General features: G+C 63.6%; 17 protein-coding genes. 7 read left to right on the forward strand and 10 right to left on the reverse strand.

Annotated features, from left to right (window positions below; genetic code table 11):
* Window positions 1-88 precede the first annotated feature (88 nt).
* Entirely contained in the window at window positions 89-940 is an 852-nt protein-coding gene (locus KGR00_RS21025) for an SMP-30/gluconolactonase/LRE family protein (protein ID WP_224419199.1), read from the reverse strand.
* Window positions 937-1,803: an SDR family NAD(P)-dependent oxidoreductase gene (locus tag KGR00_RS21030; RefSeq protein ID WP_224419200.1), complete on the reverse strand. Its 867-nt coding sequence runs from the start codon at window positions 1,801-1,803 to the stop codon at window positions 937-939. Before KGR00_RS21030 ends, KGR00_RS21025 begins: the two co-directional genes overlap by 4 nt.
* Before the next feature lie 138 nt (window positions 1,804-1,941).
* Between KGR00_RS21030 and KGR00_RS21035 the strand changes: the two genes are divergently transcribed.
* Window positions 1,942-2,901 carry a LysR family transcriptional regulator gene (locus KGR00_RS21035; protein WP_224419201.1) on the forward strand — a complete coding sequence of 320 codons (960 nt, stop codon included), beginning with the start codon at window positions 1,942-1,944 and terminating at the stop codon, window positions 2,899-2,901.
* Here the strand turns inward: KGR00_RS21035 and KGR00_RS21040 are convergent.
* Window positions 2,855-3,358, reverse strand: coding sequence for an HPP family protein (locus KGR00_RS21040; RefSeq protein ID WP_224419202.1), 504 nt, complete (start codon window positions 3,356-3,358; stop codon window positions 2,855-2,857). The genes KGR00_RS21035 and KGR00_RS21040 overlap by 47 nt on opposite strands.
* Before the next feature lie 89 nt (window positions 3,359-3,447).
* On the opposite strand from KGR00_RS21040, the gene KGR00_RS21045 reads away from it, so the two are divergent.
* Both KGR00_RS21045 and KGR00_RS21050 read left to right on the forward strand, forming a co-directional pair.
* Complete coding sequence (locus KGR00_RS21045) at window positions 3,448-4,038, forward strand: TetR/AcrR family transcriptional regulator (RefSeq protein WP_224419203.1); 591 nt, start codon at window positions 3,448-3,450, stop codon at window positions 4,036-4,038.
* Between the two features lie 25 nt (window positions 4,039-4,063).
* On the forward strand, window positions 4,064-4,402 hold the full coding sequence (locus KGR00_RS21050) for a hypothetical protein (protein ID WP_224419204.1): 339 nt from the start codon (window positions 4,064-4,066) through the stop codon (window positions 4,400-4,402).
* A gap of 19 nt (window positions 4,403-4,421) precedes the next feature.
* On the opposite strand, the gene KGR00_RS21055 is transcribed toward KGR00_RS21050, so the two are convergent.
* On the reverse strand, window positions 4,422-4,916 hold the full coding sequence (locus tag KGR00_RS21055; RefSeq protein ID WP_129141757.1) for a methylated-DNA--[protein]-cysteine S-methyltransferase: 495 nt from the start codon (window positions 4,914-4,916) through the stop codon (window positions 4,422-4,424).
* Window positions 4,917-5,145: 229 nt separating this feature from the next.
* Between KGR00_RS21055 and KGR00_RS21060 the strand changes: the two genes are divergently transcribed.
* Entirely contained in the window at window positions 5,146-5,436 is a 291-nt protein-coding gene (locus KGR00_RS21060) for a nucleotidyltransferase family protein (protein WP_224419205.1), read from the forward strand.
* On the forward strand, window positions 5,429-5,587 hold the full coding sequence (locus KGR00_RS21065) for a hypothetical protein (RefSeq protein ID WP_224419206.1): 159 nt from the start codon (window positions 5,429-5,431) through the stop codon (window positions 5,585-5,587). Before KGR00_RS21060 ends, KGR00_RS21065 begins: the two co-directional genes overlap by 8 nt.
* A 177-nt stretch (window positions 5,588-5,764) precedes the next feature.
* Here KGR00_RS21065 and KGR00_RS21070 read toward each other — a convergent pair whose 3' ends face one another.
* The 6 genes from KGR00_RS21070 to dctP are packed head-to-tail and all read right to left on the reverse strand — an operon-like array spanning window position 5,765 to window position 11,698.
* Entirely contained in the window at window positions 5,765-6,805 is a 1,041-nt protein-coding gene (locus KGR00_RS21070) for an L-idonate 5-dehydrogenase (RefSeq protein ID WP_224419207.1), read from the reverse strand.
* A gap of 19 nt (window positions 6,806-6,824) precedes the next feature.
* Window positions 6,825-7,592: an SDR family oxidoreductase gene (locus KGR00_RS21075; protein WP_224419208.1), complete on the reverse strand. Its 768-nt coding sequence runs from the start codon at window positions 7,590-7,592 to the stop codon at window positions 6,825-6,827.
* Entirely contained in the window at window positions 7,589-8,800 is a 1,212-nt protein-coding gene (locus KGR00_RS21080; RefSeq protein ID WP_224419209.1) for a mandelate racemase/muconate lactonizing enzyme family protein, read from the reverse strand. The genes KGR00_RS21075 and KGR00_RS21080 overlap by 4 nt, the downstream gene beginning before the upstream one ends.
* Window positions 8,801-8,809: 9 nt before the next feature.
* Window positions 8,810-10,117, reverse strand: coding sequence for a TRAP transporter large permease subunit (locus KGR00_RS21085; protein WP_224419210.1), 1,308 nt, complete (start codon window positions 10,115-10,117; stop codon window positions 8,810-8,812).
* On the reverse strand, window positions 10,114-10,620 hold the full coding sequence (locus KGR00_RS21090; RefSeq protein WP_224419211.1) for a TRAP transporter small permease: 507 nt from the start codon (window positions 10,618-10,620) through the stop codon (window positions 10,114-10,116). Before KGR00_RS21090 ends, KGR00_RS21085 begins: the two co-directional genes overlap by 4 nt.
* Window positions 10,621-10,654: 34 nt before the next feature.
* Window positions 10,655-11,698 (reverse strand): TRAP transporter substrate-binding protein DctP, encoded by a 1,044-nt coding sequence (gene dctP, locus KGR00_RS21095; protein ID WP_129141764.1) that lies wholly within the window; start codon window positions 11,696-11,698, stop codon window positions 10,655-10,657.
* A 143-nt stretch (window positions 11,699-11,841) separates the two neighbouring features.
* Here dctP and KGR00_RS21100 point away from each other — a divergent pair, with 143 nt between their 5' ends.
* Window positions 11,842-12,597 (forward strand): GntR family transcriptional regulator, encoded by a 756-nt coding sequence (locus KGR00_RS21100; RefSeq protein ID WP_162500915.1) that lies wholly within the window; start codon window positions 11,842-11,844, stop codon window positions 12,595-12,597.
* Window positions 12,598-12,606: 9 nt separating this feature from the next.
* Entirely contained in the window at window positions 12,607-13,566 is a 960-nt protein-coding gene (locus tag KGR00_RS21105) for a 2-hydroxyacid dehydrogenase (RefSeq protein ID WP_129141766.1), read from the forward strand.
* The last annotated feature ends 30 nt before the right edge of the window (window positions 13,567-13,596 follow it).

Raw genomic sequence — 13,596 nt, forward strand, 5'->3', positions numbered from 1 at the left:
GTGCCGTAAGACAGGCGCTAAGTCAGCCGTTGCACGCCTCAGCCCCACCAGCCGGGAGTGATGATCTGACGTTCCCGCCGAGCGTGCTTCATGGGCTTAGCATGCGCTGATAGTCAATTTTCAGCACAGCTCCGGATGCCGGCATATTTGCGAGCGTGGCGCGTGATAAGCCCAGGCGCGCTGAGGTCACGAAGAGATGTCGGTGGCGACCATCGAAGGTACAGCTCGTGGGGCGGGGGACGGGGAGCCTAATTCGTTGCACGATGTCTCCGTCTGGAGATATGCGTGCGATGCTAGCCCCATCGAAGAGTACGCTGAGCAAGCATCCAGTCTGATCAACCACCAATCCATCCGGTTTTCCTTCGTCTGGAGCAATGTCGACGAGCTTGCGTCGACGACCGGCTTCACCGGAGAGTGCGTCGTATTCATAAGCATAGATGGTTCCACGCCGTGAATCCGTGACGTAGAGCGTTTTCCCATCAAGGCTCCAAGCGAGGCCATTGATGAGCGTGAAGCCGGAATCGATGATGTGCCATATGCCGTCGGGGTCGAGGCGGTAGAGATAGCCGGAATCTTCGCTCAGGTTTTCGTCCATTAGCCCTACCCACAGACGGCCCGCAGGATCAAGACAAGCATCATTGAGCCGATAGCCTTTCTTGGCATGCGGTGCCGTCGCGATTCGCTGCCGATTACCCGATCGTTCATCGAAGCGCTCGACATGGCAGCCGATGCCAACGAGCCATTGGCCCTCATGCGTCTCAGTGACAAAGCCGAGCGGTGAAGGCATGGCATGGGTGACATTCTGTCCCGTGGCGGGGTCGAAGACATTGAGAGAGGCCCCGAGAGTATCGACCCAAAGCAGGCAGCCTCGGTGTGAACTCCATACGGGAGACTCGCCGAGCTCTGCCTGGCTCGCAAGCGCTATTGATAGGCCCTTCATGAGCGAGGCTCAATGTCATGTTTGGCAATATGGGACCAGCTTTCGGCAATCTCTTGGGCCGTTGAGGCCGGGACCGCTCGCAGATTACGGGGATAGTCGACGCCCTCGGCTTCCATTGTCTTGGTCGCGTGAAACTGTCCGTTCGCGGCGCGTAGGATCCATCCCCCTTCGGAACATGCCGATGACGCCAGGAATGCCACGCCTGGAGCCACTTTGGATGGGTGTAGCTCGTCAGGCTCGCCTTCTATTCCCCACATGCGCGTCTTGGCGACGGGGGAAATCGCATTGACGACGATGCCGCTCTCGGCACCCTCTGCGGCGAGGACGTTCATGATGCCTACCACGGCGCTCCTGGCCGCAGAGTAGGACGCGAGGCCTTCATGAACATATTGCGGATAAAGCGCACGACAGGATGTAGTCATGACGAGGCGTCCATAGCCTGACGTGCTCATGGATGGCCAGGCGGCCTGTGCAAGCCATAGAGGCGCTTTCGCTGCGATGGCCATCATGCGGTCGAAGGATGTTTCCTCTAACGACTCGATTCGCTCATAGGCGACCCAGCCCGCATTGTGGATGATGGCATCGAGTCTTCCTGTGATGGCTCGGGCGTCTCTCACGAGTCCATGGCAACCTTCACGGGAGCCAATGTCTCCGGCAATGGCTCGCACATCCAGCCCCTCTGCCTGTAGCTGGTATGCGACCATTTCCGCTACCTCCGGTGAGTCTCCGTTGCCGTCGGTATCCGCACCGATGTCCTGGATGAGGACCGTGGCACCGAGGCATGCGATATGTCGGGCATAGGAGAAACCAAGTCCGCGGCCGGCCCCGGTGATGAGTACTGTCTGACCTTCGAAGTGGATCATTCCACGCTCCTGTTGATACCTGTGGGAGAAGCATGGAGTCGTCAGATCAATATATAAAATATCATCTAGAATGCTTCGTGATATATTTTTAGTATCGCAAGGCGATCGAGCGACCCAAACACGTCCGGGGAGAAGGGCATGGCGACAGATACCAGGGCACGAGTCACTTTGCGCACCATGGAGCAATTCGTTGCCGTGGCGGAAGAGCTGCATTTCCATCGGGCGGCGGAAAGGCTGAATATGTCGCAGCCTCCCCTCACCAGTGCGATTCGCAAGCTGGAAGAAGATATCGATGTCATCCTGATCGAGCGTGCTAACCGTGTGCTGAGGTTGACACCTGCGGGAGAAAAGTTTCTCGAGGAAGCGCGCGAGACCTTGCGACAGGCAGAGCGGGCCATCATGGGGACACAAGATGTGGCCGCAGGGCGAACGGGCCTGGTAAGGCTAGGCTATGTGGGGAGCTCGCTTTATGGCCGCTTACCCGATGCCATTCGTACATTCAGGAGGCAGTATCCTGAGGTTCGCCTTGAGCTTCGTGAAGCCACCACCGCCGCACAGGTTGCCGCAATACGCGCCGGAGAGATGGATGTCGGTGTGGTGATACCTCCGCTATCGAATGCTGAAGATGTTGAGATGAGTCGCTTCGACAGTGATCGATTATGCATGGCGATACCGAAGGATCACCCTCTGGGAAATCAAGCTGGGTTAACGCTCCCCGAGCTGTCGGATGAGCCGTTCATCCTATGGCCGATGCTCGAGGGGCGCGGTTTCCATCTACAGGTGATTCGCCTTTGTGCGAATGCCGGGTTCGTGCCGAGAGTCGAACAGGAAGCGTATGGCATGCATGCGGTGCTATCGCTGGTCGCCGTCGGTGCCGGAGTTTCCGTCGTACCGGAGAGCATGAGTGGATTTCGTGGCGATCGGATAACGTATCGCTCCATCCCCGATGCGGGTGCGGAGTTCGAGCTCTCTCTTGTCTATCGTGACCTCTCTCCCTCGGCGGAATCCTTCGTTTGGCATGCCACTGGTGAAGAGAGGTCGCGGGGGCTCTCTACAGCCAGTAGTTCGGCCAGCGGCGCTCGCTACCCAGGTTGTTGATCAGCAGCGCCACCAGCACCAGACTCGCCGAGCCCGCCAGCACCGGCATCAACAGGAAGTCATAGCCGACGGCGCCGGACATCATCACCACCAGCGGATTTGCCCCCGCCGGCGGGTGCACCACGCGCAGCGCCTGCATGGCGGCGATGGCCAGGCCGACGCCGATCGCCATGGCGAGCGGCCCGGTGCCCAGTAGCTGCATGACGATCAGGCCGACCAGCGCCGAGACCAGATGGCCGCCGATCACGTTGCGTGGCTGGGCCAGCGGCGCCCCCGGTGCGGCGAACAGTAGCACGCAGGTGGCGCCGAAGGGGGCCATCAGCAGCGGTACCTCGGTGAGCCGGGTCAGCCAGGCCACCAGGCCGATGCCACTGATGCCGCCCATCAAGCCGGTGAGGATCTGGAGGGTGTCGGGACGCGCCGGCAGGGGGCCGCCGCCTTTCATCTTGCGGAGCATGGATCGTCTCACTTTTGTGTACAGACAGGTCTGTACAGTATTATCATGTGCTCGTTGAAGCAACCCATCAACGACGAGGAGAGACGGCCATGGCCAAGCGCGACGATATCCTGGCGACGGCGACGCGGCTGTTCGGCGAGTATGGCTACCATGCCGTCGGCGTGGACCGGATTCGCGACGAGGCGTGCGTCTCGAAGATGACGCTCTATCACCACTTCCCTGGCAAGGAGGCGCTGGTGGAAGCGGTGCTGGCGCAGCGCCATGAACGTTTCATGGCCTCGCTGGGGGCGGTGGTCGAATCGATGAGGACGCCGGATGAACGCTTGCGCGCCGTCTTCGACTGGCATGCCCGCTGGTTTGCCTCCGAGCATTTCCATGGCTGCATGTTCATCAAGGCGACCGAGGAGTATGCCCGGCAGCCCGAGGCCTTGCTGGCGCTGTCGCGGCGCCACAAGGACGAGGTGGCAGAGCTGGTCGAGGGAATCCTCGCCGAGTACGAGGGCGAGGCCGTAACGGGGTTGGCGCGCCTTGTGCAGGTAACGCTGGACGGCATGATCGTCAACGCCTATCTGTTCGGCCCCGAGGCCGTGGACGACGCCTGGGCGGCGCTGGCGCCGCTGCTGGGGCTGGACGCCCGACCACTGGCGCGCGAGGGTGACGTGGGCTGGTCGCTCCCCTGATCCTCATCTGGCCTGGAGTCATGTCATGAACTCATCGACACCGCTGACCACGCCGGACGGTCGCTACATCGTGGTCCGTGGCCGCCTGTGGCGATGCACGAATCCCGAGCTGCCGGAGTCGCAGCGCCAGCACTGGGTGCAGCAACTGATGCGGGCCCGGCGCGCCGTGGCCCAGGCGAAGCGGGCGCGGGATCCGCAGGCGGAGCGCGAGGCTCGCGACGAGGTCGACGCCGCCAAGCGGGCGCTGGGCGAGCGCGGGCCGGTGTGGTGGCAGGACGGCGCGCCGGATTACACCCGCTACAAGGCGGCGAACACGCCCTACGCGGCGTGGTACGCGACCACACAGGCCACGCGAGGCGATTGAGGCACTCGCGATCGTGGCGCTAGCTCAGCGCGAAGGGAATTTCGCCGGCCTCATGAGCCAGCAGCCACTGCTTGCGGCCGATGCCACCGGCATAGCCGGTGAGCCGGCCATCGCTGCCGATCACCCGGTGGCAGGGCACCACGATGGCCAGCGGATTTCTGCCGTTGGCCGCTCCCACCGCACGCTGGCCGCCCTTGCAGCGCAGCTGTTCGGCGATTTCGGCGTAGCAGCGCGTCTCGCCGTAGGGGATCGTCGCGAGCGCTTCCCAGACGCGGCGCTGGAAGTCGGTGCCCTCGGGTGCCAGCGGCAGGTCGAAGGTCCGACGAGTGCCGTCGAAGTAGCCGGCGAGCTGGTCGCGGGCGCGCTCGGTGATCGGGTTGGGACGCGCCGGCGCGTCGGCGTCCATGACGAAGGCGATTTCGGTGAGGCCAGCGGTGGTGGCCCGCAGGCGGATCAGGCCGAGCGCCTCGACTTCCGGCGGCTGATAGTAATCCAGGGCGGTGTCAGTGCTCATCGGCTTGGCTCCTCGTGTCTGGCGGGGCGGGTGCCCGAGACGGGCTGCCGGGTCAGGTCGCGCAAGCGCCTTCGGGCACTTGCCGTGGATCGCCATGATGCCGGACTGTAGCGAGGCGGGCGAGTGGCCGGGTCTGGCGATCCTGGGTGGCTGGATAATGGTGCTCCAGCGAGCGTCGGGAGCCAAGGTGCCAAAGCGTGCTATCGTGACTCGAGCGGAGGTGGCAACGATGAACCGAGCCGAGACGTTACGAGTGTTGCAGGACCACATGCCGACCCTGAGAGCGGATTACAGTGTCAGGGATCTGGCGCTATTCGGTTCGCTGGCCCGCGATCAGGCGGGAGCCGGGAGCGATGTCGATATCCTGGTGACGTTCGATGGCCCGGCGACGTCGTCGCGTTACTTCGGTGTGCAGTTCTATCTGGAGGACCTGCTGGGGCGGCGTGTCGATCTCGTTACCGACAAGGCGCTGCGTGCCGAACTCAGACCCTTCATCGAGCGTGAGGCCTTGCATGTCTGACGCTCGCCCCAGGCGCGAATGGCGTTTCTATTTGGATGACATGATCGGCTTCGCCGAGAAGGTGTCCATCTACACGGAGGGACTCGATCAAGTCTCGTTCGTCGCTGACGCGCTCACCTACGATGCGACATTGCGCAATCTCGAGCCTTGATGTCGGGTTGCACGGTGGAAACGGCTGAATGGGTACGGCGATTCTGGTGACATGACTGAACAGGTATCATCGTGCCGCAGCACGTGGCGGGAGCCAGGGGGCCGTTCAGGGTTTCGGCGTGGAAGGCTTATGACGTCACGCCAAGAGCCGTCTGGCTCCTGGCGTGTGTCGTGGCGTTCAGTCGAAGCTCAACTGTACCTTGAGCGCGCGGTTGCGATCCGAGGCGAGGTCGAATGCCTCGTCCGCCCGGGTATAGCCGAGCGTGGTGGTCAGGACATGGCCGAGCGCCTCGCGCTGTTCGGGGATCTTGCTCACCGCCAGCGCGAACTCCTCATGGAAGCGGAAAGTACCGCGAACGGTGAGTTCACGGGCACAGATCAGCGCCATCGGCAGTGTCGCCTCCTGGCCCAGGCCGATGGTGATCAGGGTGCCGCGGGGCGCCAACGCACGCAGCGCCTGGAGCTGGGCGGCCGGCACCCCCGAGGCCTCGAAGGCGATGTCGAACCCGTCATGCTCGGCGACGGCTTGCTCCAGAGCATCGCCCTGCGTGACGTTGATCGTCTCGTCGGCCCCCATCAGACGGGCCTTCTCCAGCGGGAAGTCCGCCACGTCGGTGACAGTGACGCTGACCGCGCCAGCCATTCGCGCCGCGGCCACGGTCAGTGCGCCGATCGGCCCCGCGCCGGTCACCAGCACGCGCTTGCCGAAGACATCCCCGGCCTGGCGCACCGCGTGCAGGGCCACCGCGAAGGGTTCCGCCAGGGCCGCCTCGCCGGCAGTGACGCCCGCGGCGGGAAAGACACACTGCGCCAGGGGTACGGTCAATTGCTGGCGGAAGATCCCCTGGGCGTGGGGAAAGCGCATCGCCGAGCCGTTGAAGACCATGTCGGTGCAGTGATTCTGCCATCCCCGCAGGCAGTACCGACACTGCTGGCAGGGACGGCTGGGGTTGATGGCCACCAGCCGCCCCTGCAGCGAGGCCTCGACGCCCTCGCCGACCGCGGCGATGAAGCCGGCGGCCTCGTGGCCCAGCGTCAGCGGCTCTCTGAGGCGAACGTCGCCAAAGCCGCCGTCGTGATAGTAATGCAGGTCCGAGCCACAGATGCCGCCCGCCGCGACCCTGACGAGGACCTCGCCTGGCCCCGGTGCCTCGCACGCCAGTTCGTCGATACGCAGATCATGGGGGCCATGGGCGACCACTGCGTGTGTCATGTTCATGCTGTCTTCCCTCCGGTATTCACAGCACGGCCAGCATGCCGCCATCGACATAGATGATCTGGCCGTTGACGTAACTCGAGGCCGGTGACGCCAGATAGACCACGGTGCCGACCAGGTCTTCGGGCGTGCCCCAGCGTCCGGCAGGCGAGCGCTTGCGGACCCAGCCGTCGAACTCGGGATCGTCGGCCAGCGGCTGGGTCATCTCGGTAAGCATGTAGCCGGGGCCGATGGCGTTGGCCTGGATGCCGTGGGGCGCCCATTCGGCCGCCATCGAACAGGTCAGCAGGCGAATCCCGCCCTTGGCGGCGGTATAGGGCGCGACGGTGGCCCGCGCCACCTGACTGGTCAACGAGCCGATATTGACGATCTTGCCGCCGTCGCCGCGGGCGATCATCCGGCGTGCAGCCTGCTTGCCCATCAGAAAGGCACTGGTCAGGTTGGTATCGATGACCTGTTGCCAGTCTTCCAGGGCCAGCTCGGTCATCGGTTGGCGGAACTGCATTCCGGCATTGTTGACCAGGATGTCGATGTGGCGCTGTGCCTCGTCGAAGGCGGCGAAGGCCGATTCGATCGAGGCTTCCGAGGTGAGGTTGAACGAGACCGAGTCGGCCGCCAGGCCGGCGTCGCGCAGCTCGCCGACGGCCTTGTCCAGCTTGGCCTGATTCCTGCCGTGCAGGATCACTTCGGCGCCGGCCTCGGCCAGGCCGCGGGCCATGGCCAAGCCTAGGCCGCCTGATGAACCGGTCACCAGCGCGGTCTTGCCCGTCAAATCGAACAACGCTGTCATGCTGCCTCCTCACTGCGACGTACGCTCAGGTCAGAACGCTCGAAGACCTCGGGCAACAGCTCCACGCCGAGCCCCGGGCCTTCCATGGGATAGACGTAACCGTCCTCGATGGTCGGCACGCGTGTCACCAGTTCCCGGTACCAACCCCGGTAGAAGGCGCGCACCGACTCCTGGATCAAGGTGTTGGGCTGGCTGAACGACATGTGTATCGCGGCGGCGAAGCCGATCGGCCCGATGCAGTCGTGAGGAGCGAACGGCTTGTGGTAGGTCTCGGCCAGCGAGGCGATCTTGCGGCCTTCGGTGAGCCCGCCAGTCCAGCACAGATCGACCATCACCACGCCGAGGGCATCCTGGTCGAGCATTTCCTTGTAGGGCCAGCGCGAGCCGAGCGTTTCGCTGCCGCAGACCGGCACGCGGGTCGAGCGCGCGTACTCGCCCAGGGCCGCCGTCGAGGTCATCTTGATCGGGTCCTCGAACCAGTACGGATCGTAGGGTTCCAGGGCGTTGGCGATGCGCTTGGCGCTGGTCAGATTCCACTGGGAATGGAACTCCACCATGATGTCCATGGCGTCGCCGACACGCTGGCGTATCTGCTCGAAGGGGGTGAGCGCGCGCTTCATCTGTGCCGCGCTGATATCCAGGCCGCCGGTTTCGCGCGCGATGGGATCGAAAGGCCAGATCTTCATCGCCGAGATGCCGTTTTCCAGCAGGTTCTCGGCCAGGGCGCCGGCGTCGGTCATGAAGGCATCGAGATCCTCGAAGGGCCCCTCCTGGGCGCCGAGATTCCAGTTGTTGACCGGGCGGATGTCACGATTGCGCACATAGCCGTAGCCGGCACAGGTGTTGTAGATCCTCAGCTTGGGCCGACACAGCCCGCCCAGCATCTGGTGCACCGGCTGGTTGCAGACCTTGCCCAGCAGGTCCCACAGCGCGATGTCGATGGCCGACACCGCGCGCGATTCGGCACCGGTCGAGGCGTGGGCGAGTGGCAGGGCCGTCATGTCACGGTGCAGCGCCTCGATATCCAGCGGGTTGCGACCCAGCAGGCGCGGCGACAGGGTGTCATGGATATGGGCCGCGACGCTGCCCGCCCCATAGAAGGTCTCGCCGAGCCCGATGGGCCCTTCGTCAGTATGGATCCGCACCCAGAGCACGTTTTCGAACTCTCGGGCAATGAGCGTTTCTATCGCGGTTATTTTCACCGGCATCTCCAGGTATCAATTCAGGCCGGGCAGCCAAAGCGCCAGGTCGGGGAGGAACAGGACCAGCAGCAGCACGGCCAGTTGAATGGCCATGAAGGGTCCCACGGATTTGTAGATATCCATCAGGCCGATACCCTTGGGGGCCACACTCATCAGGTAGAAGGCGGCGGAGCCGAAGGGCGGCGAGAGAAAGGCGATCTGCATGGCGATGCAGAAAAGCACGCCGAACCAGACCGGGCTGTAGCCGAGTTCATTGACGATGGGAATGAAGATCGGAATGGTCAGCAAGACGATACCGATCCAGTCCATGAAGCAGCCCAGGACGAGGAAGATCGCCAGCATCAAGACGATCGTCATCATCGGCGACAGCCCAGCGTCGAGGAGCAGCGAATTGACGAATTCGCGACCGTCGGCCAGGTTGTAGACGCTGATCAGCACCGCCACACCGAACGTCACCCACAGCAGTACACCCACCGAGCGCAACGTCTGGGTCAGGCTCTGATGCAGCAGCGACAGCGACAATTCACCGCGAAGCACGATGAATACCAGGGTCCCGACGACCCCCATGCAGGCCGCTTCGGTGATCGAGGTCACGCCGCCATAGATGCAGCCCAGGATCAGGGTGATCAGCAACAGCGGTGGAACGAGGCTGTTGAAGAGGCGGCCCGGTGACATGGCCGGCTTGTCCGGCTCCGTGGCCTTGACCGGCGCCAGGGACGGGTTCAGCCAGCAGCGGATGACCACATAGGCGATATAGCTCAGCGCCAGGATCAGCCCGGGAACGACCGTCGCGGCGAACAGCTTCTGAATGCTGACCCCGCCCACCAGACCGAAAATGATCATGACGATGCTCGGCGGGATCATCGTGCCCAGTGAACCGCCGGCCACGATGACGCCGATGGCCATGTTGCGGTCGTAGTTCAGGCGCAGCATCTGTGGTAGCGCCACCAGCCCGAGCATCACGATCTCGCCGCCGATGATGCCGCTCATCGCGGCGAGGACGACGGCGATGATCAGCGTGACCAGGGCGACGCCGCCGCGCACGGAGCCGACCATCTGCTGCAGGGCATCGTAGAGATCCTGAGCGATCGACGAGCGTTCCAGCAGCGACGACATCAGGATGAAAAGCGGGACGGCGGCGAAGGAGTAGTTGACCGCCATCCCGTAGACCTTCTCCATGGCCAACGGCAGGACATCGGTGCCGAAGTGGACCACGGCCAACAGCGCGGCGACGCCGCCGGCGGCGAACCCCAGGGGGACGCCGATGGCCATGGCCGCGAAGAGCGCGGCCAGCAGGACCGCCGAAAAGACCGCTATCGTCATGACCGTTCCTCCTGGTCGCTGTCACGCAGGCGACGCCGCAGATTCGCGATCGCCAGAGCCGCCATGGCAAGGCCGCACAGCACCAGCAGCGGCTTGATCGTCATGGGAATCGGTGCGTTCCAGGCGGTGCCGAAGCGTTCGGTGTGTATGAAGGCCTGCCAGGCCTCGGGCGCCCCGAAGACGCCGATGGCGAGACTGAAGCCCACGATGAACAGGCACTGGATGATGTCGAGGCAGCGCTTGAGACGGGGAGGTGCCAGGTCATAGAGGATCGAGATGCGCAGGTGGGCATCTCGTCGCATGACATAGACGCCCGCGTAGATGTAGGCGATGGCGCAGACGTAGAGCGAGAGTTCGTTGGCCCAGATCGTCGGGCTGTGAAAGAAGTAGCGAGCCACGACCTCGTACGTGGTTGCCCCGATGACGACCATGAACAGCCAGGCGGGAAGGCTGTCCCAGCTGAAACGGTCGTCATCGCGATGGCGTGACGTATCGTTCGACATAAGAGACTCCAACGGTGGGATCCGGGAAGCGCGTTCAGGCGAGCAAGCCGAGCTTCTTCATGAAGGCGAGATGGCTGGTCACCATGGCATCGGCCGCCGGGCTTCGTGTTGCCCAGTCCTTCCAGATATCCAGTGCTGCCTGACGGAATGCCTTCCTGTCTTCATCGGACCAGTCGCTGAATGTCACCTCGTCGCCGAGGTCCGATACGACCTGACGGTCGGCGACCGTGACGCTCTTGATCAGGTCGAAGGCGATGGCCCGTTGCGCGGTACGGATCACGAATTGCAGTTCTTCGGGCAGTCGATTCCAGACCTCGAGATTGATCGCCAGGTGGTCGGCGGGCATCGAATGAAAGCCCGGATAGGTGGCGTACTTGCAGATCTCGTAAAGGCCGAGCGAGCGGTTGAGGGCCAGGGTACCGGCGTCCGCGCCGCTCACGACCCCGGTCTCCATGGCGGTGAAGACTTCACCGAACGGCATGACCACCGGGGCGGCCCCAAGGCTGGCGAAGATCTCGCTTTCCATCCCCGGCGGGGAGCGGAACTTCCAGCCTTTCAGCGCTTCGATGCCGGGAATCGGCACGGTGGAGCTCAGTGACTCCAGTGGCGGGCAGAGCAGGCCCACGCAGTACATCCCGTAGCGTGCGTAGAGCGGATCGACGATCTCCCGAGCCTGGGGGGTGTCCAGCCAGGCGTGGAACTGGATGGGATCCTCGTAGCCGCCCATGACGTCGCCGATGAACTGGAAGGCCGGGTCCTTGCCGGTGAGGTAGCTGGCGCCGGTCATGTCGATGTCGAGTACGCCGGAGGAGGCGGCATCGAACGTCTGTACGCCTTCGACGATGGCGTTCGAGTAGTGGAGGTCGATCTGCAGGCGCCCGCCGGACAGGGTCCGGCAAAGCTCCACCAGACGGCCGTACATGCGGCCCTGGGTCGAGGTCTCGCTCTTGTTGGTCTGGGCGCGAAGGCGGTATTCCGCCTGTCCGGTCGCGGCGCGTGCGGCACCGGGAAGCAGGCCAGCGGCCAGCAGCCCGGACCCGGTGGACTTCATCAGGTCTCTTCGGGTGAGTGTCTTCATGGGGCGTCCTCGTCGTGAGCGTGGCGGTTTCGCCGTCTTGTTCTGTCCCGACAAGAAAAATATCGCGCAATTTCTTATAATTCCATGAAACTAAGGTTTAATTCGCAAAATATCTTGGGGGAGTCACAGTGAGAGGCATGACGATGAATTCACCATCCCAAGACAAGGGCGCCTCGACGGTGGTCAAGGGGCTATCCCGGGGCGAGCTGGCCTATGAGCGAATCGAGTCCCTGTTGACCCACATGGAACTCAAGCCGGGGGAGTACCTCACTCTCCAGGCCGTGCAGGAGCGCGTGGGGCTGGGGCGGACGCCGATCGTCGAGGCCATCCGCAAGCTGTCGGACGACACCCTGGTCGAGGTACGGGCCGGGCGTGGGCTGAAGGTGGCGCCCATCGATCTCGCCAGGGAGCGCGAATTGCTGGACCTGCGCCGGGACATGGAGCGCTTTGCCATTCGGCGTACCATAAACAACGCATCGCATTTGCACGTCAGCCAGATGCGTCGTCTCTACGAGTCGCTCGAGGCGTTGAACGCGTCACGTGACACGGCGCTGACGGCGGACGACATCAGGAGCTTCAACGAGCTCGACCATCGCATGGATGACCTGATCCTCGCGGCGGCGGCCGAGCCCTTCTTGGTCAGGACCCTGCGACCGTTGCATACGATCTATCGCCGGCTGGGGTTTCTGTTTCTCACTTACTGCGGGACCGATGAGCTGATCCATCGCAACATCGCGCTGCATCAGGAGGTGCTGCGGGCCATTCTCGCCCGGGATCTCGAGGGCGCCTGTCGGGCGTCGGACGAGCTGATGGATTTCGCCGCGAGCATGTTCCCGTCTCTAGAGATGGAGCTCGACCCTTCCCTGCTCGACGCCAGTATCGAGCCCTTCATGCCATAAGGAGCCACCATGCGGATCGTCTTTCACGGCAAGAATGCTGCCACCTTCCACGACGGGCTGAGCGCTCGGCTCGACATCGACGCCGAGTTGGTCTGTCTGCCTGACGATCTGGTCGATGAGCGTGACCGGCATGCCTATTCCCACGCCGACGTGATCGTCGCGACGCAACTCTCCAGCGACCAGCCGCAGCCTTCGGGGGCGAGGTTGTTCCAGGTGGCTGGCGCGGGCATCGATGCAGTAGATCGATCACTGCTGCCCGAGACGGCCACGCTGTGCAATTGCTACGGCCACGACGTACCGATCGCGGAGTACGTCCTGGGCGCGTTGCTGACGTCGCAGATTCCCTATTTCCAGGCCGATCACCAATTGCGTAGAGGTGACTGGACCTTTCAGTCGGGCAACCGGTTTCACGGTGAGCTGGCCGGCCGGACGCTCGGCATCCTTGGCTTTGGCCATATCGGTCGGGCCATCGCCCGGGTCGTCAGACCGCTGGGCGTGACGGTCCATGCGGCCAACCGTAGCCCGGTGAACGACCCGCTGGTGGATGCCGCCTACTCGCTGGAGGCGCTGACGGACTTCTATCGCGGTATCGACGATCTGGTCGTGGCACTCCCCCAGACACCCGCTACCCAGGGCCTGGTCGCTGATGCCGCATTCGATGCCCTGCCGGCGCATGCCCGGGTGATCAACGTCGGGCGAGGCGGGGTTATCGATGCCGAGGCGCTGTATCGTGCCTTGAGCCGGAAACGCATCGCCGGGGCGGTGATTGACACCTGGTATCGCTATCCAAATGCCGACGAACCACACCCCTTGCCGGCCGAACAGCCTTTCCACGAACTGGACAACCTGATCATGACCCCCCACATGTCGGGCTGGACCCAGGGCACCATCGAACGCCGCAAGGACGCGATCGCCGACAACATCAATCGTCTGGCCGCCGGTCGGGAGCTGCGCAACGTCATTGCCTGAGGGCGCCACACCGCGAAGAGCGCCGTCATC

The organism is Modicisalibacter sp. MOD 31.J (genome assembly GCF_020147985.1).
GTDB lineage: Bacteria > Pseudomonadota > Gammaproteobacteria > Pseudomonadales > Halomonadaceae > Modicisalibacter > Modicisalibacter coralii.

What these genes read in the sequence shown, in the direction of transcription:
- KGR00_RS21040 (WP_224419202.1), bottom strand. Translation starts at nt 3,358, where the DNA reads ATGCTCCGCAAGATGAAAGGCGGCGGCCCCCTGCCGGCGCGTCCCGAC.
- KGR00_RS21060 (WP_224419205.1), top strand. Translation starts at nt 5,146, where the DNA reads ATGAACCGAGCCGAGACGTTACGAGTGTTGCAGGACCACATGCCGACC.
- KGR00_RS21035 (WP_224419201.1), top strand. Translation starts at nt 1,942, where the DNA reads ATGGCGACAGATACCAGGGCACGAGTCACTTTGCGCACCATGGAGCAA.
- dctP (WP_129141764.1), bottom strand. Translation starts at nt 11,698, where the DNA reads ATGAAGACACTCACCCGAAGAGACCTGATGAAGTCCACCGGGTCCGGG.
- KGR00_RS21070 (WP_224419207.1), bottom strand. Translation starts at nt 6,805, where the DNA reads ATGAACATGACACACGCAGTGGTCGCCCATGGCCCCCATGATCTGCGT.
- KGR00_RS21065 (WP_224419206.1), top strand. Translation starts at nt 5,429, where the DNA reads ATGTCTGACGCTCGCCCCAGGCGCGAATGGCGTTTCTATTTGGATGAC.
- KGR00_RS21075 (WP_224419208.1), bottom strand. Translation starts at nt 7,592, where the DNA reads ATGACAGCGTTGTTCGATTTGACGGGCAAGACCGCGCTGGTGACCGGT.
- KGR00_RS21100 (WP_162500915.1), top strand. Translation starts at nt 11,842, where the DNA reads ATGAATTCACCATCCCAAGACAAGGGCGCCTCGACGGTGGTCAAGGGG.
- KGR00_RS21055 (WP_129141757.1), bottom strand. Translation starts at nt 4,916, where the DNA reads ATGAGCACTGACACCGCCCTGGATTACTATCAGCCGCCGGAAGTCGAG.
- KGR00_RS21025 (WP_224419199.1), bottom strand. Translation starts at nt 940, where the DNA reads ATGAAGGGCCTATCAATAGCGCTTGCGAGCCAGGCAGAGCTCGGCGAG.
- KGR00_RS21085 (WP_224419210.1), bottom strand. Translation starts at nt 10,117, where the DNA reads ATGACGATAGCGGTCTTTTCGGCGGTCCTGCTGGCCGCGCTCTTCGCG.
- KGR00_RS21030 (WP_224419200.1), bottom strand. Translation starts at nt 1,803, where the DNA reads ATGATCCACTTCGAAGGTCAGACAGTACTCATCACCGGGGCCGGCCGC.
- KGR00_RS21045 (WP_224419203.1), top strand. Translation starts at nt 3,448, where the DNA reads ATGGCCAAGCGCGACGATATCCTGGCGACGGCGACGCGGCTGTTCGGC.
- KGR00_RS21090 (WP_224419211.1), bottom strand. Translation starts at nt 10,620, where the DNA reads ATGTCGAACGATACGTCACGCCATCGCGATGACGACCGTTTCAGCTGG.
- KGR00_RS21105 (WP_129141766.1), top strand. Translation starts at nt 12,607, where the DNA reads ATGCGGATCGTCTTTCACGGCAAGAATGCTGCCACCTTCCACGACGGG.
- KGR00_RS21050 (WP_224419204.1), top strand. Translation starts at nt 4,064, where the DNA reads ATGAACTCATCGACACCGCTGACCACGCCGGACGGTCGCTACATCGTG.
- KGR00_RS21080 (WP_224419209.1), bottom strand. Translation starts at nt 8,800, where the DNA reads ATGCCGGTGAAAATAACCGCGATAGAAACGCTCATTGCCCGAGAGTTC.